This is a genomic window from Flavisolibacter ginsengiterrae DSM 18136, from assembly GCF_059568575.1.
Genome location: NZ_JCANTR010000025.1, coordinates 41,261 through 62,030, shown reverse-complemented (window position 1 = coordinate 62,030; position 20,770 = coordinate 41,261). Strand labels below are relative to the sequence as shown.

Genomic DNA, 20,770 nt, shown 5'->3' with positions numbered 1-20,770 from the left:
AAATGGAATCCCGGGGTCTCTCTGGCTGGCGCACAAAAGCCATCAGAGAAGACCCCGGGCGGACGTTAAAAAGCTATTACAGTATTGCTCATGTTGAAAGCGAACAGGCATGGTTTAAAGATACTGCTCAAATGGAATCCCGGGGTCTCTCTGGCTTGCGCCCAAGGCCACAGGAGAAGACCCCGGGCGGACGTCAAGTGATGTTGTTATTTCCGATGAGTCCCGCACTGGATTTCATAAGATGTTAGTCACTGCTGCGGTGACTCACCGGGAAAGAGGTTTACCATTCCAACAATTCCTCAATCTTATCCGCCAGTCTTGCTCTTGCCAGGAAGTTCCTCTCCAGTTCCAGGTTAAAGGGAACTGCAGTATCAAGCGAAGCGCAGCGCATAACAGGTGCATCCAAATAAGAGAAACAATTTTCTGCAATCCATGCGGCAATCTCTCCACCAATGCCACCGGTGAGCGTGTCTTCGTGTAGGATCAGCACCTTACCCGTGCGTTTTACAGCGGCAGCAATAGCATCGTAATCCAGCGGTAATAAGCTGCGAAGGTCAAGGATGTCAATGGATACATGGGTATTTTCCATGGCATAATCTTCGGCCCAATGAACTCCAGCACCATAAGTGATGATGGAAATATCATCACCGGTTTGCACCTGGCGGGCCTTACCAATTTCTATTTCATAATAGGCTTCGGGTACTGGTCCGCTGATGCTGCGATACAATCCTTTGTGCTCGAAATACATGACCGGGTTGGGATCATTGATGGCAGCTATAAGCAATCCCTTGGCATCGGCAGGGGTGGATGGATAGACCACTTTTAGTCCCGGTGTGTGCACAAACCAGGCTTCATTGCTCTGGCTGTGAAAAGGTCCTGCACCTACACCACCACCTGTAGGCATTCGGATCACCACATCAGCATTCTGCCCCCAGCGGTAGTAGATCTTGGCCAGGTTGTTTACGATCTGGTTAAAGCCTACGGCCGCAAAGTCGGCAAACTGCATTTCCATCATGGACTTGAAGCCTTCCAGGCTCAAGCCTAATGCGGCGCCAACAATGGCGCTTTCACAAAGCGGTGTGTTGCGCACACGCTCCTTGCCAAACTGCTGAACAAAACCTTCGGTGATCTTAAAGGCACCGCCATATTCAGCTATATCCTGCCCCATTAGAATAAGGTTGGAATGCTGCTCCATGGATTGCTGCAGTCCCTCTTTAATGGCATCTATCAGCCGTATTTCCCTGGTAGTATCTAAGGTTCCAGGATGATTAATAGCTGATATACGCGGAGCATACACATCTTTTAATTCATTAGCAATAGAAACAACAATAGGAGGTGAATCAAAACCTATTTGCAGTTCCTCTTCAATCATTCTTTTCTGGTCATCACGAATAGAACTCACTTCTGTTTCTGTCAATAGCTTTTCTTTCAACAGCCATTGCTCATAATTTTTAATGGGGTCTTTCACTTCCCATGCTTCAAACAACTCTTTGGGAACGTATTTCGTGCCGCTGGCTTCTTCATGACCGCGCATGCGGAAGGTGAGGCATTCGATCAAATAAGGCTTCTGGTTTTTGATGCAGTATTCCCTGACACCTTTGATGGTATCATAAACCGTCAGCACATTGTTGCCATCGATGATCACTGACTCCATGCCATAACCTTTGGCCCTGTCGGCAAGGCTGGCGCAGCGGTATTGTTCCTCTACGGGTGTACTTAGGCCATAGCCATTATTTTCTATCAGGAAGATAACAGGCAGGTCCCAGACGGCTGCCGTATTCAATGCTTCGTGGAAGTCTCCTTCGCTGGTGCCACCGTCTCCTGTAAAGGCAAGAGATACCTTGTTTTCCTTTTTGAGTTTTGCAGCAAGCGCTACGCCATCGGCAATAGCCAATTGAGGACCAAGGTGGGAGATCATGCCACAGATATGGTGTTCGCGACTTCCAAAATGAAAACTTCTTTCCCTGCCCTTCGAATAACCGTCACTGCTACCCTGCCATTGTTTGAATAATTTATGCAAAGGCATGTTACGGCCTGTGAATACCCCAAGGTTGCGGTGCAGGGGCATGATCCATTCATCCGTTTCCAGGGCCATGGTAGCGCCAACGGCAATGGCTTCCTGGCCGATGCCGCTGAACCATTTGGAGATCTTACCCTGGCGCAGCAATACGAGCATCTTTTCTTCAATAAGTCGCGGCCATAGCAATTGCTTGTAAAGATGTACCAGTTCTTTTTGGGAAAGTCCTTTGCGGTGAAAGTCCATGAATTATTATTAAGGTTACTCCCTGTCGCCAATAAGGCCGTTCAATATATAGCTAACCACGGTTACGATCAGGCTAACCAGCAAGGCTGACCACCATCCATCAACAGTGAAGCCTGAAACCAGGCTGGCTGCCCATTTCACCATGAGAGCATTAATCACCAGGAGGAACAAGCCAAGGGTGATCAGCGTGATGGGTATGGTTAGTATGACCAGTATCGGTTTGATAAATGTATTGAGCAGGGCAAGAACCAGTGCGACGATGATGGTAGTTTTGACATCGGTGATGTTTACACCTGGCAGGAGATAGGCTGCAAGGTAAACAGCTACAGCGGTAATGAGTACTTTAATGATAAAACCCATAAGAGTTCATTTTTCTCAAAAATAGAACAGTTTGTAGTTTGTAGTGTGTTGTTTGTAGTTCTTTAGGAGTAGATGCCTAAAGAATTCAACCATTTTAAATGGTGAGCATAAAAAAACCCTGGAGGCCAGGGTTTATGTAAGTTGGGTTTTAATCGATTATTTAAGAAGATAAATACCGGTGCGGTTGATACCTGCAAGCAACTTTCCGTCCGGGGAAAGGCCGATGGCATACACCGCTTTTTTAGGAAGCCCGGTGCCAATAGTTGTCCATGTCTTTCCATTATCTGCAGTACGGAATACTTCACCTTCTGCTCCCGCATAGAGTACCCCGTTAGGTGCTGCAAAAAGGGCCGAAACAGCTTTACCATCCAACCCGGCAGCTTTCCAGTTATTGCCATTGTCGGTGGAAAGAAACACGCCTTTTTGCGCAGTGCCAATACCTGTAAACAAGTTGTTTTTAGAAACTGCAAGGGATTGCATATAGCCAAGCCGCACTATACCATTATGTAAGGGTTTGTTCCAGGTCTTTCCTTTATCATTGGAATAACGAACACCGAGGTCCGTTAAGGCATAAACGGTCTTGTCATTTTGTACCAATTGTGAAACAGATACCATCTTGCTGGTAATCAGGTCAAGGGGTATGCCATTGCTGGAAGGTTGCCAACTTTTGCCTTTGGTATCAGACAGGTACACACCACTTTCCAGGGTTCCTTTCAGGATAATATTGCCTGTGGCGAGTATGGCATAGCTGCTGCGGGGGCCACCCTTATTCAATCCTTCATTGAATAATTTCCAACTGTCTCCATTGTCGTCTGAAACCAGTACACCATAGCGGCTCAGACCTGCGTAGATGGTGCCTGAGGCGTCCATGGCCAGGCTGAATACAGCAGCTTTATCATCCGGGTTGATATTGGCTGGCTTCCAGGTGTTACCCTTATCATCTGAAATATAAGGACCTGCAGATGTGCCGGCAACTAGGCGCCCTTTTTTGGTGGTAACAAAGGCACTTACTGTTTCATCCTTGTCGTTCAGGGCTACTGGTGTCCATTGGGTTCCCAGGTTCTCTGTTATAGGAGCAGATGTAGTGGTTTCAGTATTCACAGAGGAGCTATCTGCATTGCTGCAAAAAACAAGCGTGGCAGAAATAGAGGTAAATGCGAGGCATAAAAAGGAAGTCTTCAGCATGGTACAGTACTGTTTATGGTTTATGGTTTTTTGTTTCTGGTTCGTTTAGGTCAATCATTCCTATAGAACGCACCATAAATATATTATATGGAATTGATCAATGTTACTGAATGTCGAAAACAAATTCGAGGGGAGGTTTATCAACTCAACGTACCACACCTTAACTTTTAAACTATACACTACATCCTTGTCAACATTTCAACCTGTTAACTTGTCAACCCCCTTCCCTACACCACTACCAGTTCATAAAATTTCTCCGGCTGCAGGTACTTGTTAGCCAGTTGTTGCAGTTCTTCGGCGGAAACAGTTTTAATGGTTTCTATCTGCTTGTAAAAATGATCTTCGGGGAGGTCATTCAGGATGATGGTTTTCCAGCGGTTGATGATATGGAAAGGTCCGTCAAGATCACCAAGGATGGAACCTATCATATAGTTACGCACCAGCAATAGTTCATCTTCCTCAACGATCTCATTGCGCAGTTCTTCCATCTCCTTGTACACTTCCACTATCGTGGCCTCGCATACATCCCTGCCAGCTTCTGTGCTGATAACCCAGGCGCTTTCCTGTATATGGTTTTCCAGGTAGCTGTATATGCCATAGGTATATCCTTTTTCTTCCCGGATATTGCTCATCAGCCTGGAGCCGAAGAAACCACCGAATACATTATTCAGCACCTGTGCTTTAATAAAATCGGGATGGTGACGATTGGGAAAATTGGAGCCCATGCGTATGGCACCCTGTACACCCTGCGGATCGTTGGTGACCCGGTATTTTTTTTCTTCCGCCTGCACAGATGGGATAAGCGGAACTGTTACTTCGCTGTTTTTCAGATCACCGAAGTGCTGATTCAACAGGGAGAACAGGTTGGATGGAAGCTTGCCTGCAGCAAAGAGCAGGAACTTACCATCCCGGTAATATTGCTGGTAAAAGTTCACTACATCTTCCCGCGAAAGACTGTCAAAATCTTCAAAGCGGCTGAAGCGCCCATAGGGATGCTCCGGCCCATATAGGTAAGTGTCGATCAGGCGACCGGCAACAAAATCACTTTTCTTGAGGTTCACATTCAGGCGCTGCTTCATGTTCTGCTTGTAAATGCTGATCTCTTCTTCAGGGAAGACGGCATCAACCAGCATCTCTCTCACCACCGGCAACAGCACTTCCAGGTGCTTGGCCAGACAATGCAATGTGATGACAGCAGTTTCATTAAAGCAGTTGCGGTTGAGGTAAGAGCCGTAGTATTCAAAATGCTCATTGACCTGGAAAGCGTTTTTAGTGGAGGTGCCATTCTTTAATAAAAAGTTGGTACTGGCAGCAACCAGGTTACTTTTTTCAAACGAGTTGCCCGCATAATACACCCATTCCAATTGCAATACTTCTTCAGCCCCCGCATTGACAGCATATACTGGCACCCCATTATTTAGGGTATGTTTCTCCAAAGGCTTTAAACTTAAATTGAATTCTATTGCATCTTTTATAGGGGGAGCGATGGTTCTGTTCAACATGTATCTTTTGTTTTTTTGTCTAACAGGGCAACCTATGTTGCCAGGTTAGATGTAAGGCGATGATTCTTTTTGGGACAGGTAACTTACACCTGGGTACGATAATACAAGGTGCTGCTATTTTCTTCCCTGAAGATCTTTTGAGCTTCCTGCAATATATCTTCAACCGTTACGGCATTATACCGGTCCAGTTCCGTATTCATCAGGGTTGCATCTCCCAGCAGCTCGTAAAAAGCCAGGCTATTGGCCCTGTTCATGACGCTCATGTCTTCGAAGGCGATCATGCTTTCAGTTTTATTCTTCACTTTCTGCAATTCCGCTTCCGTAACTTTTTCATTTTTGATCTTTTCCAGTTCCACTTCAATCGCCGCTTCGGCATCCTCCATTTTCACACCTTTCACCAATTTACCTTCAATAGCTAGCAGACCAGCATCCAGGGTGCCAAAATGATAGCATTCAATATTGCTGAACAATTGTTTCTCTTTTACCAGGGCCTGGTACAGGCGGGAAGATCCACCGCCTCCCAATATCTCCGTGATAAGGTCTGAAACATAATACCGGTGGTCCATGCGGGGGTAAATATGCCAGCATTTATACAAGGCATCCAGGGGTACATTGGCAAAAACCTCCAACTTTTTGGCCGTGGATTGTGGGGGCTCCGAAGGGAGGTTGCGCTGGTATTTTTCACCCGGCTCTATCGGGCCAAACCATTTCTCTGCCTGTGTGCGTACCTGGTCTACAGTCACGTTGCCTGCCACGACAAGGATGGCATTGTTGGGGCGGTAGTATTTGAAAAAGAAATCCTTTACATCCTGCAGCTGGGCATTTTCAATATGAGAGAGTTCCTTTCCAATGGTCATCCAGCGGTAAGGATGCACCTGGTAGGCCAGCTCGCGCAATTTCAACCAAACATCACCGTAAGGCTTGTTCAGGTAATGCTCCTTGAACTCTTCACTTACCACTTTGCGCTGCACTTCCAGGCTGTTCTCTGTAAAAGCCAGTGAAAGCATGCGGTCGCTTTCCAGCCAGAAAGCTGTCTCCAGGTTTTCGGAAGGAAGCTGTATATAATAGTTGGTCAGGTCGTTGGTAGTATAGGCATTGTTCTCACCTCCTGCCATTTGCAGGGGCTCATCATACACCGGGATATTTACGGAGCCGCCAAACATCAGGTGTTCGAACAGGTGGGCAAAACCTGTTTTAGCGGGATCTTCATCTCTCGCTCCTACATCGTACATCACATTGACCACCGCCATGGGCGTGGAAGTATCCTGGTGAACGATGACCCTTAATCCATTTTGCAGCGTGAACCTTTCAAATTGAACCACGAACTAATAATTTAATAGTGAACGGACAAATGTATGCGCTAAACCTTTGCCCTTATTATAAAGGGGTGTAAAAGTATTCAAAAGATACGATTAGGATGTTGGCCAGGTCCTGGCCCTTATTAAAGAATGCTTTTGACCTTGACATTGTATTCCATGATATCCGTTCCCCTCTGGATGATCATTTTCAGTTTATCCCCGGCATTCTGGATGGCCAGCTTGTATTGCTGTATGTTCTGGCTGAAATTCCTGTCTATAGCGATGACAATGTCTCCCTCTTTGAGTCCTACCGCCTCGGCAGGTGATCCTTTGGCCACATCTCCAATGACTATATGGCCATTCTCATAAAACAGCTCCATACCTGTATAGGAATAATCAAATGGTTCATTGTAATGCGTATTAGGCAGCATATAAATGTCCCGGTGTTCGTAATTGAGGATCAGGTTAAACCTTCGCAGCAGGTCATTGCCCAAAATGCCACCCAGGTAAGGATAGGAAGTGACGTTGTAGGTGTCGTCGAAGATATAGACAGGCACATTGCGGAATCGGTAGGGTCCCAGCTTGACCTCTTTGATCACTGTCAGGCTCATATCTATCTTACCTCCCAGCCCCTCCGCCTGCTTGGTAAAGAATTTTCGTTTTTTACGCATGATGGAGCTATCCCTGATAAAATCCGAGGTCAGCATCATATTTAGCCCGGCGCCCATATCGAACAGGAAACGGCTGGTTATGGTTTTGTCATCCTTGATGCGAAGGGTTTGCACCGGCAGCATATTGATCTGTGGTCTTAACAAAAAACCACCACGTGGATATTTGAAGGACCCGCGTGACCAGAATTCGATCTTGTTGCTATCGTAATCTATTTTCAGGATATAGCGACTGAGTACCGCATATCCAATAATGCCATCGATCCTTTCGCCATAAACGCTGGTAAGTATGGAGTAGTCATTGACATGAAAATCCAGGCTGTCAATACTGAGGTCAGGCAGCTTTAAGACCTGGTTATGGACAAAGCTCACTCTTCTTATACCTGCTATACCCCTGATGGTCCTGTTGGATGGGATGCTTTTAAGCCCGAAGTATTGAACGGTGACAGAATCCAGGGAAATACCACCGCTGCCACTGTCAAGGATGAAATTAAGCGTGTCGGGAAAGGGTTCCAGGCGGGCCCGCATCAGTATGACGCCCCCCGTAAGCTGTGAGAAATCGCACCTGGTGAGAAAACGGGAAGGAGCTATGAACTCCTCCTGGGCAATAGAAGAAAAGGTTAAAGCAAGCAGCAGTATAAGCGTAATGGTTCTCTTCATTCCTTTAGTAGGACAAAAGATAAATTTTAAAAGTTGCAATCGCCAGAAGTATTAAAATTATTCTAAGCTTTGGCTCCGGCCAAACCTTTCATCCATAATGCTGGCAAAGCATTGTAAATTTGCCGCGCTATGAATCTTTCCGAATTATACACCAAAGCATTAGCCTTTGAGTTCCTGAGTATCGAAGAAGGTATGCACCTTTTCGAACATGCGCCCCTGACAGAGTTAATGTATGTAGCCGATGAATTGAGGAAGAAGCAGGTGCCGCACGGGAAGGTGACCTGGCAGATAGACCGGAATGTGAATACTACCAACGTATGTATTGCCAATTGCAAGTTTTGCAATTTCTACCGCATTCCCGGCCATCCAGAAGCCTATATTACAGATATGCCTGCCTACAGGCAGAAGATCTCGGAAACGATCAAATATGGCGGTGACCAGTTGCTGTTGCAAGGTGGACACCACCCGGAACTGGGTCTTGATTTCTATACCAACATCTTCCGCCAGATCAAGCAGGAGTTTCCAACCATTAAATTACACGCGCTCGGGCCACCCGAAGTAGCACATATCACCAAGCTGGCAAAGTCGACTCACCATGAAGTGTTGAAGGCTTTGAAAGAAGCCGGCCTGGATTCACTTCCCGGCGCAGGAGCAGAGATACTGGTGGACAGGGTACGCCGCCTGATCTCCAAGGGTAAGTGTGGAGCGGACGAATGGCTGGCGATTATGCATGAAGCACACAAGCTGAATATCACCACATCCGCCACCATGATGTTTGGACATGTGGAAACCATCCGGGAACGCTTTGAACACCTGGTGAAGATCAGGGAAGTGCAGGCGAAAAAGCCAAAGGATGCCAAGGGCTTCCTGGCTTTCATTCCATGGACCTTCCAGGATGTAGATACCTTGCTGACCCGTATCCGTGGCGTTCATAACCTGACCACACCGGAAGAATATATACGCATGATCGCTATCAGCCGTATCATGCTGCCTAATATCAAGAACATTCAGGCCTCCTGGCTGACCGTAGGTAAGCAAACAGCCCAGTTATGTTTGAATGGGGGAGCAAATGATTTTGGAAGCATCATGATCGAAGAGAATGTGGTTAGTGCTGCCGGTGCCCCACACAGGTTTACCTACCGCACTATACAGGAAGCGATCAAAGAAGCAGGCTTTGAACCCCAGCTTCGCAACCAGCAATATGAATGGAGGGAAATTCCCCAGGCCATCGAAGAGCAGGTTGTAAATTATTAATGGAATAACAAATACTAATTGAGGTCTTTCCTGGCGGAAGGCCTCATTGATTCACTACCTACCTTGGGATCTGAATATGAAAAACAACAGCTTTTATTTTCTTTGGGTACCCTTTATCGTCGGACTGTTATTTGGCATTTTTGGTGTGGCTTTCAGTCTTTTTGCCCTAAACAACCGAAGGGATAAAGTGTATTCTTCCTTATTGGGTTGCGGCATAGGAATGGCCATCAGCTTTTTCCTTTTAAAAACCGTGGTGAAGGCCTAATTATCAATCTTTTACAAAAGGGAATTCTCTAAATAATTTCCAGTTGCCTCCCTGGTTTTCCCAGAGTTGAAGCCCGGTGGAAACAATATCAAAGGCAGAAAAATTATCTTTCAGGAATTGCAGCAATTCAGAAGCTTCTTCTTTACCTGCCTGGCTTTGGATAGTAATATGTGGCCACAAAACTTCACGATCCTGTGGTATCAGGAAATCTTTCCAGCTAGTTTGAAACTTATGATGCAACTGCATAAGGCAATTACTTTCGATGGAATAGGCAACTCCAGTGGAAGTCAGGACAGGTTCCTTTACTTGTAATGTGATGGTATTTTGATGTGCAGCGAGGGTAGCTATCTTTTCAATTATTGATTCTTCGTTGGGTAATAAGCGAAATAAAGTAAGATGGGCACCAGACTTATTTTGGTCAGCCGGGTAATAGATCTTTCTTAGGGCATTGAAAAACTGGAAAGCATACTCTTCTAAGGCCAGAGTAAGGATCAGGGGTACTTCCATAGCGTAAATAAACAAATTTATATCCTTATAAACGTTTATCCGAAAGATAAGTGTTTTAACGCCAGCCGAATAATAGGAAGCACTTAGGGTTTAATGTTGCCTGAACAGGTAACGGTCGAGGGCTTCTATGGCCTGCGCTTTCAGCGTGGGGTCTAATAGTTCGGTCAAATGCCATTCGTCGTGTTCGCGTATAAAAGAAAATGGTTCTACCGCCGTTTTGGCTCCCTGGGGAATAAAAGTATAACGCTCCTTATCGAAAATGACGTGGTAGGTGATGTTTTGATGGTTGACATCCAGTTGTGTAGAGAACAGATCTTCCATATGCAGCTTTTATAAGTTGACCGGGAACCCATGGATTTCAAGTCTCCAGGTGTTCCCGGTAATATTCTTTATTGGGTAGAGGACGAATCCTGTTGAGCAGGTCCCTGCTGCAACAGTTGCATCAGTTCATCGAGCTTTGGAGCCAGGATGATCTCTGTTCTGCGGTTGCGTTGCCTCCCTTCTGCTGACTCATTGGGTTCTACCGGTTCAAATTTGCTGCGGCCGCTGGCGGTTACCCTGGTGGGGTCAACATGGTAGGTATCAGTTAAAATACGAACGATAGAGGTGGCCCTGGCAACACTGAGCGCCCAGTTATCTTCATATTTGCCATGGATAGGAATGGAATCTGTATGCCCTTCCACTACCACATTGATATCAGGATTTACATTCAGTACCTGGGCCAGGGTAGCAAGTGCCTGTTTACCCTTTGCATTGACCACGGCACTACCTGAAGGGAACAGCAGGTTTTCCTGCAGGCTTACATATACCTTTCCATTTTTAGTAAAGACCTGTAGTTCATTGGAGCTAAAACCAGTAAGTGCATCAGACATTTTCTTGCGCAGGTTTTCCACTGCCTGTCTTTGCTGGTCCAGGAGTTTTCTAAGATCCCAAAGCCTTTTTTGTTCGGCTTCCAGTTGTTTCTGGGTCATATTAGCGACACCGGTAGCCTGTGATGCGCTTTTCATGGCATCATCAATTTGCTTCACCAGTTTGGCATTGTCCCCCTGGAGACCTTCAACCTGCCCTTTTAATTGGGTTATCTCGTTCCTGAGCTCTGTATTCTGGGCCATCAGGTCCTGCTCACGGGTAAGGGATGCTTCATATTTTTTACGTGATATGCACGAGGAAAGTAATAAAATGCAAAATAGGGAGGATATGAGGAGGCTGTAGTGTTTTTTCATGCTACAACGTTTTGCCATACGTGTAAAAAAACTATGCCATATGAGCAGTTTCCGGGCTTTTAAAGGAGAAAACGGACTATTTGAATTCGATTTTCAACGAGTAATTTCCTGTTCCGGCCTAAGGAATTTTGGAGTAAAATAGGCTTGGAATACCTTTGTTGAACATAATTTCAGGCAGCGACCCTGTTGTTGCCCGCCAGCCTAAACCTTCTAAAAATAAGCATGCTGAAAAACACCATTCTATGGGCCGACGATGATGCAGATGATCTTATGCTTATGAAGGAGATCCTGCTTAAGAATAACCGCAATTTTGAGATCATAGAAGTAAGAAACGGGCAGGAGGTCATGAATTATTTGCAAAAAGCAGGGCAAGACGGATCCTACCCTTCTTTGATCATTCTTGATATCAATATGCCCATTATGGATGGAAAGGAAACGCTTTCCCGCATCAAGCAATCGGAAGCATATATGGCCATCCCCCTGGTGATCTTCACGACATCCAATAGCGAACTGGATAAACTCTACTGCCGTAAATACCAGGTGGAGATGATCACCAAACCACCAAACTATAAAAGCTTGGAAAAGGCTGTTTTAAAGCTGATCACTTACTGCAAATCTGAATAATTAGCCTGCGGGATGCCCGCCAAAACGATTTCGTTCCAATATGGGTTTGGCTTTTAATTCAATGGCATATCCCAATTCATCCGACAGGTCCTTATACCTTTCATCAGCCACCCACCTTCTCCTGTCTTTTTGCAGCACCAATTGCTGTGGGGGAGCATTTTCCTGCCTGCCATTATATTTTTGAAGGTGTGCAAAACACCTCCCATCATTTCCTATTGCTACATCGTAATGAGCTAAAGCACCCTCGTGCAACACTACTGCTGTCATTTCCATAACACATGCTTTTGCCAGGATAAATCCAAAGAGCATGCCCTTTTAAGAGTATAGCCAATAAAAATTATTAATGTAAAATCTGGTCAACAATAAAGGAATACTATTCTACAATTCAACTTTATCCTTCACAAAATAATTATCCTGCTGCAGCCACATGTTTTAGCAGTGTAGATGAAATGCGTCAATCAATGTTTCTATGGGTTTCAACCAGGTATCAATCCTTGCACCGGATCAATAAAATACGGTTATGGTAAGAATACGTGAATTTCTCAGCGGCTTCAGCTATTGGAAGTGCAAAGATTAGTTCATAATTGATACCTTTATTGTATGATAAGCAAGCACACCATTTTATATGCAGAGGACGATATTGATGATGTGTTCATGGTGAAAGAGGCATTCGAAAAACATGACCATATCGAGGTGGTGCATGCTTTTAATGGTTGGGAAGCCCTGCAGATCCTTGATAACATGCATTCCAATGATGTGCTGCCCTGCCTCCTGATTCTGGATATTAATATGCCGGTAATGGATGGAAAGGAAGCCCTGGCGAAGGTCAGGAATAACCATAAATTGAAATCAGTACCCATCGTGCTATTCAGTACTTCCAATAGCATATCTGACCAGTTCTTTGCCCAGCAATGGGGCGTTGAACTCATTACCAAACCCCTCAACTTCAATGACCTCGAGGGAATAGCCCGGGAATTCGTCAACCGCTGCAATTTTGAGATCAACCAGCTGAAACAAAGCACCTGATCCTCTTTTTACTTAGATCCTTTAATTAACTCCTGTCAATCTGGCAAATTTCATTGTTTGGAACAGGCATTGATAGCTAAGGGACAATCTATTACACCAACAGATAAATATATTACAGACTATGGTACAAGAAAAGGGAACCATTTCCATTCACACAGAGAACATCTTTCCCATCATCAAAAAGTTTTTGTATTCAGATAACGAGATCTTCCTGCGTGAACTGGTAAGTAATGCCGTTGATGCTACGCAAAAGATCAAACGTTTGTCCTCTCTTGGTCAATACAACCAGGAACTGGGCGACCTGACCATCCAGGTATCGGTGGACGAAAAAGCTAAGACCATCACCATTAGTGATAAAGGTCTAGGTATGACTGCAGAAGAGATCAAAAAATATATCAACCAGATAGCTTTTTCAGGTGCCACTGAGTTCATGGAAAAGTTTAAGGAAGCCAATGATGCCAACGAGATCATTGGCCGTTTTGGTCTGGGTTTCTATTCAGCATTCATGGTGGCTGATAAAGTAGAGATACAAACCCTAAGCTACCAGGAAGGGGCAGAACCAGCTCGCTGGATCTGTGATGGAAGTACGGAATTCGAGATCACAGAAGGCAACAAACAGGAAAGAGGTACAGATGTTATTTTATATATCAATGCAGAAAGTGAAGAGTTTTTGCAGGAAAGCCGCCTGCAGGGAATACTGGATAAGTATGCCAAATTCCTGCCTGTACCTATCCAGTTTGGAACACGCTCAGAGTCGGTAGAGGATGGAGAAGATGAAAAGGGCGAAAAGAAATACAAAAGCATTGATGTTCCCAACATCATCAATAATACAACGCCCATCTGGACAAAGCAGCCAGCTGACCTGAAAGATGAGGATTACCTTAATTTTTACAGGGAGTTATATCCTTTCGCTGAAGACCCACTGTTTTGGATACACCTGAATGTGGATTATCCCTTTAACCTTACAGGCGTTCTTTACTTTCCCAAATTGAAGAATGATTTCGAGGTACAGCGTAACAAGATCAAGCTTTTCTCCCGCCAGGTATTCATCACCGATGAAGTCAAGGATATTGTGCCTGAATTCTTAATGCTGTTGCATGGTGTGATCGATTCCCCTGACATCCCGTTGAATGTTAGCCGTAGCTTTTTACAGGCAGACAGCAATGTAAAAAAGATCAATAGCTACATTACCCGCAAGGTGGCTGACAAGCTCAATGAGTTGTTCCGGAAAGACAGGAAAGCCTACGAGGAAAAGTGGAAGGATATAGGCTTGTTTGTAAAGTATGGTGCACTGAGCGAGGAAAAGTTTTATGAAAAAGCCAAAGACTTTTTGTTACTGACCAATACAGCCGGAGAGCATTATACACTGGAAGAATACAGTGCGAAGGTGAAGGACTTCCAGACTGATAAAAATGGTACAACCGTTTACCTGTATACAGTGGATGAAGAAAGGCAACACAGTTATGTGCAGTCTGCCAATAAAAAAGGTTATGATGTACTGGTGATGGATTCACCTATCGATAACCATTTTATGCAGCACCTGGAAATGAAATTGGAGAAAGTTTCATTTAAAAGGGTTGATGCGGACGTATTGGATAAGCTGATACAAAAAGAAGATGCGCAAACCCACCAGTTGACTGAAGACGAACAAAAACTGGTAAAGGAAGTGTTTGAGAAAGCCATCAATAATACTAATATGAAGGTGGAAGTGGAAAGCCTTTCTGCCGAAGAAATGCCGGTGACCATTACTATGGAAGAATGGATGCGCCGCATGAAAGATATGGCACGTATGGGCGGTGGCGGCGGAATGAATTTCTATGGTTCATTGCCTGATTCCTATAAAGTGGCCGTGAATGGCAACCACAAGTTGGTTCAACGCATTTTACAGGCTGATGATACGCATAGGGTGCAGCTGGCCAGGCAGGCCTTTGACCTTGCCTTACTGTCGCAAGGCATGTTAAAGGGTGCCGACCTTACCGCTTTCGTGGAAAGGAGCGTGCAGGTTGCAAGCGGAGAATAAGCAATAGAAATTTGTAAGATGTAATATGTAGGCCGGGCAGGAAACTGTTCCGGCTTTTTTTTAGGGTAATTCCTGTAGCAGACCATCTATTACCATTGGGTAATGGAGGTGTTCCAGCTGGTGGATGCGTTGCGCCAGGCTATCAGCTGAATCAGTGTCAAGCACCGGGCAGGCCGTTTGAAAAATAATATCACCATTATCATAATGCTCATCTACATAATGGATGGTAATACCCGACTCCATCTCGCCAGCATTTAAAACTGATTCATGTACGTATTGTCCATACATGCCCCTTCCTCCGTATTTTGGCAATAGGGCAGGGTGGATGTTGATGATCCGGCGGGGAAAGGCATTGATCAGGGTTTGGGGCACTTTCCATAGAAAGCCTGCCAATACAAGCAGGCTGGATCCGGCCTGTTGGATTTCAGGCAGGTAGCCATCTCCTTTAAAAAACCGCTCCTTCTCAATCATCAATACGGGGATGCCGGCTTTTTCAGCGATCGTTATGACACCCGCACCCGGCTTGTTACATACTACAAGGGATACTCTTGCATGTTCTGAGTTACTGAAATAGTCTATGATTCGGGAGGCGTTGCTTCCCGCACCTGAGGCAAATATGGTAATGTGTTTGAATTCCCCGGCTGCAATGGGTTTGTTGAAAGGCAATGGATCCGTCATTTTCGGGCAATTTTATTTGCGATCCTGCGAATATAGCTCCTAAAGAAAAAGAACTGGCCAAGAGGAAGGCTGACAAGGATGACCATGAGAGGCCAAAGAACTGTCACCAATAATATGTAAACCGGTATATATAGATATATACTATCGATATCAAAAGCGGCAATCAGTTTTTTGGCCAAGTATCCGGTAAGACTCCCGCCCAATGCAAATGTTACCAAAATAAGGATGATCCTTACAGGTCCGACTCCCCATTTTTCTTGTAATCTTTCGAACATGTTTTCGCCGTTGATTGTTACGAAATTAGCCTTTGGCCGGGGTATTGAATTGGGGCTGTTAAACATAGATATCATAGATTTCAACAACCTGACCTTAATCAGACAAAAACATGACATAAATCTTTATGCTATTTTCGAAAGGGGGTGAAAATCGGCTGAAACACAGGCTGGTAGCGGGTTAAAAAATTTTTTGCAACCTCGATGATTTGTTAGATTCCTGTCATATTTTTGCACCCGATTCGGGAAATTATCCACATTTCAGACCAATCTTTTCTATGAATTTTTTTAAGATAATTGCTAAGAGGAGTGTTTTGCCAGGACTTTTGCTTCTAATTTCCTTTAACTCCATAAAAGCTCAATCGGGTCAGCAGATATTTCAACAGAATTGCCAAACCTGCCACAATTTGGATAAGGATGGTACAGGTCCGCACCTGAGGGGCGTTGAAGAAAGAGGGCCCTGGGCTGAAGGAAGACAGAATCTGCACAAGTGGGTACATAATCCCGGAGCTTTTATCCCAACTACTCCTTATACACAGGAATTACATAAGACTTTCGGGCAGATAATGCCTTCTTTCCCGCAATTATCTGAAGCTGATATTGATGCCATTTTTGACTGGATCAAGAATGCACCAGCTCCCGGAGCTGCCAAGCCAACAGGAGAGGGTGCCACTGCTGCTGAAGGTGAAGGAACATCTAACAGGAATGCGTTGATCTTCGGTATCATTTCACTGATACTGGCCATCGTAGCCCTGATACTGATGCAGGTGAACAGCAACCTGAAAAAGCTGTCTGACGATAAGGAAAGTATCCTTCGTCCGGAGCCGGTTCCATTCTGGCGCAATAAGATCTATATTGCTTTATTTGCCATCTTATTATTTATAGTAGGTGGTTATTATGTAGGTAAGGGCGCTATTGGTCTTGGCCGCCAGCAAGGTTACCAGCCAACGCAGCCAATTTACTTTTCACACAAAGTGCATGCGGGTATCAACCAGATCAACTGTTTATACTGTCACAACAGTGCTTTTGAAGGCAAACACGCCGGTATTCCCACATTGAATGTGTGTATGAACTGTCATAAATCGATCAATGCCTACGAAAAAGGTCCTAAGATCTATGACGAGAACAAGAACGAGGTCAACGGAACTGCAGAGATCCAGAAACTATACAAATATGCAGGTTTCACCCCCGGACCCGGAGCTACATGGGATCCGGCCAACGCTAAATCTCCTGAATGGGTGAAGATCCACAACCTGCCAGACCACGTTTATTTTAACCACTCACAGCATACCAAGGTAGGAAACGTACAGTGCCAGACCTGTCATGGAAACATCCAGCAGATGGATAAAGTACAGCAAATGGCTGAACTGAGCATGGGATGGTGTATCAACTGCCACCGCGAAACAAAAGTGAACTTTAATTACAGCGATAGTACAGGAAACAAATTCTACAGTATATACGAGAAGTTTCACAACGATATTAAATCGGGTAAAATGGATAGTGTGACCGTGAAGGACATCGGAGGTCTGGAATGTCAAAAATGTCACTATTAATCAGCATTGAACATATGGCTTTTGCGGAATCATCCCGTCAGGCCTGAACCATATAATTGTTGCCCTGAGCTTGTCGATGGGTCAAATTTTCAAATTCTAATATGAGCGATAAAAAATATTGGCAAAGTTTCGCTGAGCTGAACAATAAAGAAGAAGTTCAAAAACTGGCACAGAATGAATTTGCTGAGGACCTTCCTTTTGAAGACCTTGATGATAAAGGATTATTTGACGCCAAGACTCCCCGACGTGATTTTTTAAAGTATTTGGGCTTTAGCACTGCTGCAGCTACACTGGCTGCAAGCTGTGAGAATCCTGTCAGAAAAGCAATGCCATATGTTAACCGCCCTGAGAATGTAACTCCGGGTATCGCAAGGTATTTTGCTTCAACCTATGTGCAGGATGGTGACGTGGTGCCTGTGGTGGTGAAGGTTAGAGATGGCAGACCCATCAAAATTGAAGGTAACGAGCTGTATCCTTTTACCAAAGGTGGTACTTCTGCAAGGGCCCAGGCCTCTGTTCTTGACCTTTATGATATGTACCGCCTTCCGCATCCAAAGCGCAAGTCGGGCAACAAATTCCAGGAGATCCCCACATTTGATCAACTTGACACGCAGATCAATAATGCATTAGCCGGATTGGGTGGTGCGCCTGTAGTACTGCTGACAAGCACTGTTGTTTCTCCTACTACCAAACAGATCATAGCTGAATTCCTGGGCAAACACCCCGGAAGTCGCCATGTGCAATATGATGCAATTTCCTATAGCGGTTTGATACAGGCCAATGGTGGAAAGATCCCTGCCTACCAGTTTGACCGTGCAAAAGTGATCGTGAGCCTGGGTGCTGACTTTTTAGGTACCTGGTTATCCCCGGTTGAATTTGCCCGCCAGTATGCTGTAGGTCGCAAGATCGATGAGAAAAATGTTTCCATGAGTAAGCACTACCAGTTTGAAAGCTTCCTGAGCATGACTGGTTCCTGTGCTGATGAACGTTTTACACACAGGCCTTCCGAATTGGGCCAGGTGGCTCTTGCCTTACTGGGAGCAGTAGGCGGACAGGCACCAGCTGTAAATCTTGCTGATGCCAACCTGAGTGCTGGTATTCAGAAGGTGGCGAATGACCTGAAAGCACATAACGGTGCTGCCCTGGTGGTTTGCGGAAGCAATGATCCTAATGTGCAGGCCGTTGTAACAGCCATCAACAGTGCCATCGGCGCTACCATTGATCCGGCTGTTAGCTTGAACAACAGGCAGGGTATTGATGCTGACATGGTAAACCTTGTCAACCAGATGAATGCCGGCCAAATTGGTGCCCTTTTAATTTATGGTGCCAACCCTGTTTACGATTATTTCGATGCTGATAAATTCAAGACCGGTTTAAGCAAGGTAAGGCTCTCCGTTTCCTTTAATGAGAAGCTGGATGAGACCACTGAGCTTTGCCAGTATTCTGTTCCCACGCACCATTACCTGGAAAGCTGGGGGGATGCTGAGCCAAGAACAGGCTATGTCTGCTTTATCCAGCCAACTATCAATCCTCTATTTAAAACGCGTCCTTACCAGACTTCCCTGCTAAAATGGAGCGGTAACAATACTGACTACGAAACTTATTTCAGGAACTTCTGGATGGGTAAGGTTGGTGGACAGGCAGGTTTTGATAAGGTGCTGCAGGATGGCGTACTGGCTACGACAGTATCTGCACCTGCAACTTCAACTGTTACATCAGTAGGTCTGCCGGCTGCCGTCACTGCTATTACAGCGGGCCGCAAAGGTGGAAAGACCGAAGTGATCTTATACCAGAATGTGGCAATGGGTACAGGGCGCCAGGGTGGAAACCCATGGTTGCTGGAAGTACCTGATCCTGTTACAAGGTCCAGCTGGGACAACTATGCCATGATTTCTACCAAAAAGGCAGAAGAATTAGGCATCGATTATAAAGCTGTTGATTTTGAATACTATCCTGACAAGCCAATAATTGATATTACTGTTGGCAACAAAAAGGTTTCACTGCCAGCCCTGGTTATTCCTGGTATGCAGGCTGATACCATTGCTGTTGCAGTAGGTTATGGACGCAGCGAAAACTATTCGAAAGCTACACAGGGTGTAGGTCAGAATGTTTACCCGCTGGCCCGCTGGAATGGATCTTCTATTGAATATGCCAATGATGTAAATGTGGCTCTTGCTGGCGGTACTTACCAGGTGGCAAGGGTGCAGGTACACAATTCATACGACGGCAGGACCGAAGTGGTAAAAGAAACCTCAATGGCTTCTTTCATGCTGCACCCGGATGCCTATAAAGAGTGGAGAGAAGAATTACATAAAGACTTTGCACCATCCACCGGCGACTACCGCAAGGAAGGAACCCTGTATGGTGATCATGTGCAGCCTGGACCAAAATGGGGTATGTCAATAGACATGAACCTTTGTATCGGTTGCCATGCCTGCGTAGTTGCCTGTCACCTGGAGAACAATGTGCCGGTTGTTGGTAAAAGCGAAGTATTGCGCTACCACGATATGCACTGGTTAAGGATTGACCGCTACTTCGTAAGCGATGAAGCTAACCCGGACAACCTGAAAGCTGTTGTATTCCAGCCTATGCTCTGCCAGCACTGTGACAATGCTCCTTGTGAGAACGTTTGCCCTGTTGCTGCCACTATGCACAACTCAGAAGGTGTGAACCAAATGGCTTATAACCGTTGTATTGGTACAAGGTATTGCGCCAACAACTGTCCTTATAAAGTACGCCGCTTTAACTGGGGTGATTATACAGGGGCAAGTACGCATGGTGTGTTAGGGCCATCAAGTGGTGTAGGAAAACTGGATCCTGTGGTTCACCAGATGAACGACGAGCTGACACGTATGGTATTGAACCCTGATGTTGTTACCCGTAGCCGTGGTGTGATGGAAAAATGTTCTTTCTGCGTTCAGCGTACACAGGCTGGAAAATTACAAGCCAAGATGGAGAACAGGCAGTTGGGTGGTGATGATGTGATCACTGCATGTGCCCAGGCTTGTCCTACCAATGCCATCACTTTTAGTAATGTAAACGATAAAACAAGTACTGTTTCCAAGATCCGTGAACAAAACCCACGTCGCTTATTCTATGTGCTGGAGCAGATCCATACCTTGCCTAACGTAAGTTACCTGGCTAAGATCCGTAATACACAGGAAGTGATAAAGGGTGAGCATGAAGAAGCTGGTGCAGAACATGCACAGCAACAGTCGCACGAACCTGTGCCTTCACAACAGGCACCGGCTTCCACCGAGGCGGGACACTAAGAGGAAGGTTGAATGATCAGAGGATAAAAACAGTTAAAGAGGTAGTTGCTACAGAGCAGCTACCATTATAAGAATAAAGTAGAAAACCAGGCGGGTATAGGCCCAGCCGGGAAAGCATAAAAATTAAACAAGAGCCCTGG

20 protein-coding genes are annotated in these 20,770 nt (G+C 45.4%); 8 read left to right on the top strand and 12 right to left on the bottom strand.

Annotated features, from left to right (window positions below; translation table 11 throughout):
* Positions 1–248 (top strand): hypothetical protein (locus BP74_RS19395; RefSeq protein WP_496376793.1); only part of this gene is annotated, 248 nt, incomplete at its 5' end.
* Positions 249–280: 32 nt separating this feature from the next.
* Here the strand turns inward: BP74_RS19395 and BP74_RS19390 are convergent.
* From BP74_RS19390 to BP74_RS19365, 6 genes are all read right to left on the bottom strand, one after another.
* Positions 281–2,263, bottom strand: coding sequence for an alpha-ketoacid dehydrogenase subunit alpha/beta (locus BP74_RS19390; protein ID WP_496376791.1), 1,983 nt, complete (start codon positions 2,261–2,263; stop codon positions 281–283).
* 15 nt (positions 2,264–2,278) lie between these two features.
* Positions 2,279–2,623, bottom strand: a complete 345-nt coding sequence (locus BP74_RS19385) for a phage holin family protein (RefSeq protein ID WP_496376789.1) — start codon at positions 2,621–2,623, stop codon at positions 2,279–2,281.
* 156 nt (positions 2,624–2,779) lie between these two features.
* Positions 2,780–3,808, bottom strand: a complete 1,029-nt coding sequence (locus BP74_RS19380; RefSeq protein WP_496376787.1) for a WD40/YVTN/BNR-like repeat-containing protein — start codon at positions 3,806–3,808, stop codon at positions 2,780–2,782.
* A gap of 227 nt (positions 3,809–4,035) precedes the next feature.
* Positions 4,036–5,310 (bottom strand): M16 family metallopeptidase, encoded by a 1,275-nt coding sequence (locus tag BP74_RS19375; protein WP_496376785.1) that lies wholly within the window; start codon positions 5,308–5,310, stop codon positions 4,036–4,038.
* A gap of 83 nt (positions 5,311–5,393) precedes the next feature.
* Positions 5,394–6,632 (bottom strand): M16 family metallopeptidase, encoded by a 1,239-nt coding sequence (locus BP74_RS19370; RefSeq protein ID WP_496376783.1) that lies wholly within the window; start codon positions 6,630–6,632, stop codon positions 5,394–5,396.
* A gap of 119 nt (positions 6,633–6,751) precedes the next feature.
* Positions 6,752–7,936 carry an aspartyl protease family protein gene (locus BP74_RS19365; protein ID WP_496376781.1) on the bottom strand — a complete coding sequence of 395 codons (1,185 nt, stop codon included), beginning with the start codon at positions 7,934–7,936 and terminating at the stop codon, positions 6,752–6,754.
* A gap of 129 nt (positions 7,937–8,065) precedes the next feature.
* Between BP74_RS19365 and mqnC the strand changes: the two genes are divergently transcribed.
* Together mqnC and BP74_RS19355 are read left to right on the top strand one after the other, a co-directional pair.
* Positions 8,066–9,190: a cyclic dehypoxanthinyl futalosine synthase gene (gene mqnC, locus BP74_RS19360; RefSeq protein ID WP_496376779.1), complete on the top strand. Its 1,125-nt coding sequence runs from the start codon at positions 8,066–8,068 to the stop codon at positions 9,188–9,190.
* Positions 9,191–9,266: 76 nt separating this feature from the next.
* Entirely contained in the window at positions 9,267–9,455 is a 189-nt protein-coding gene (locus tag BP74_RS19355) for a hypothetical protein (RefSeq protein WP_496376777.1), read from the top strand.
* Between the two features lie 3 nt (positions 9,456–9,458).
* Here BP74_RS19355 and BP74_RS19350 read toward each other — a convergent pair whose 3' ends face one another.
* The 3 genes from BP74_RS19350 to BP74_RS19340 all read right to left on the bottom strand — a co-directional run bounded on the left by BP74_RS19350 (position 9,459) and on the right by BP74_RS19340 (position 11,185).
* Positions 9,459–9,962: a 2'-5' RNA ligase family protein gene (locus BP74_RS19350; protein ID WP_496376775.1), complete on the bottom strand. Its 504-nt coding sequence runs from the start codon at positions 9,960–9,962 to the stop codon at positions 9,459–9,461.
* A gap of 90 nt (positions 9,963–10,052) precedes the next feature.
* Positions 10,053–10,283: a hypothetical protein gene (locus BP74_RS19345; RefSeq protein WP_496376773.1), complete on the bottom strand. Its 231-nt coding sequence runs from the start codon at positions 10,281–10,283 to the stop codon at positions 10,053–10,055.
* Positions 10,284–10,351: 68 nt separating this feature from the next.
* A complete protein-coding gene (locus tag BP74_RS19340) occupies positions 10,352–11,185 on the bottom strand; it encodes an OmpA/MotB family protein (protein ID WP_496376771.1) in 834 nt (277 codons plus the stop codon).
* A gap of 222 nt (positions 11,186–11,407) precedes the next feature.
* Between BP74_RS19340 and BP74_RS19335 the strand changes: the two genes are divergently transcribed.
* The gene (locus tag BP74_RS19335; RefSeq protein WP_496376769.1) at positions 11,408–11,809 is read left to right on the top strand and encodes a response regulator; all 402 of its coding nucleotides are present in this window, start codon (positions 11,408–11,410) and stop codon (positions 11,807–11,809) included.
* On the opposite strand, the gene BP74_RS19330 is transcribed toward BP74_RS19335, so the two are convergent.
* Positions 11,810–12,082 (bottom strand): hypothetical protein, encoded by a 273-nt coding sequence (locus BP74_RS19330; protein ID WP_496376767.1) that lies wholly within the window; start codon positions 12,080–12,082, stop codon positions 11,810–11,812.
* 327 nt (positions 12,083–12,409) lie between these two features.
* Here BP74_RS19330 and BP74_RS19325 point away from each other — a divergent pair, with 327 nt between their 5' ends.
* Positions 12,410–12,835: a response regulator gene (locus BP74_RS19325; protein WP_496376765.1), complete on the top strand. Its 426-nt coding sequence runs from the start codon at positions 12,410–12,412 to the stop codon at positions 12,833–12,835.
* A gap of 121 nt (positions 12,836–12,956) precedes the next feature.
* Entirely contained in the window at positions 12,957–14,855 is a 1,899-nt protein-coding gene (htpG, locus tag BP74_RS19320; RefSeq protein ID WP_496376763.1) for a molecular chaperone HtpG, read from the top strand.
* 60 nt (positions 14,856–14,915) lie between these two features.
* On the opposite strand, the gene purN is transcribed toward htpG, so the two are convergent.
* Positions 14,916–15,533, bottom strand: coding sequence for a phosphoribosylglycinamide formyltransferase (purN, locus tag BP74_RS19315; RefSeq protein ID WP_496376761.1), 618 nt, complete (start codon positions 15,531–15,533; stop codon positions 14,916–14,918).
* Entirely contained in the window at positions 15,530–15,808 is a 279-nt protein-coding gene (locus BP74_RS19310) for a DUF6787 family protein (protein WP_496376759.1), read from the bottom strand. The genes purN and BP74_RS19310 overlap by 4 nt, the downstream gene beginning before the upstream one ends.
* 275 nt (positions 15,809–16,083) lie before the next feature.
* Between BP74_RS19310 and BP74_RS19305 the strand changes: the two genes are divergently transcribed.
* Together BP74_RS19305 and BP74_RS19300 are read left to right on the top strand one after the other, a co-directional pair.
* Positions 16,084–17,358 (top strand): c-type cytochrome, encoded by a 1,275-nt coding sequence (locus BP74_RS19305; RefSeq protein WP_496376757.1) that lies wholly within the window; start codon positions 16,084–16,086, stop codon positions 17,356–17,358.
* Positions 17,359–17,459: 101 nt separating this feature from the next.
* Positions 17,460–20,630 (top strand): TAT-variant-translocated molybdopterin oxidoreductase, encoded by a 3,171-nt coding sequence (locus BP74_RS19300; protein WP_496376755.1) that lies wholly within the window; start codon positions 17,460–17,462, stop codon positions 20,628–20,630.
* Positions 20,631–20,770: the final 140 nt, after the last annotated feature.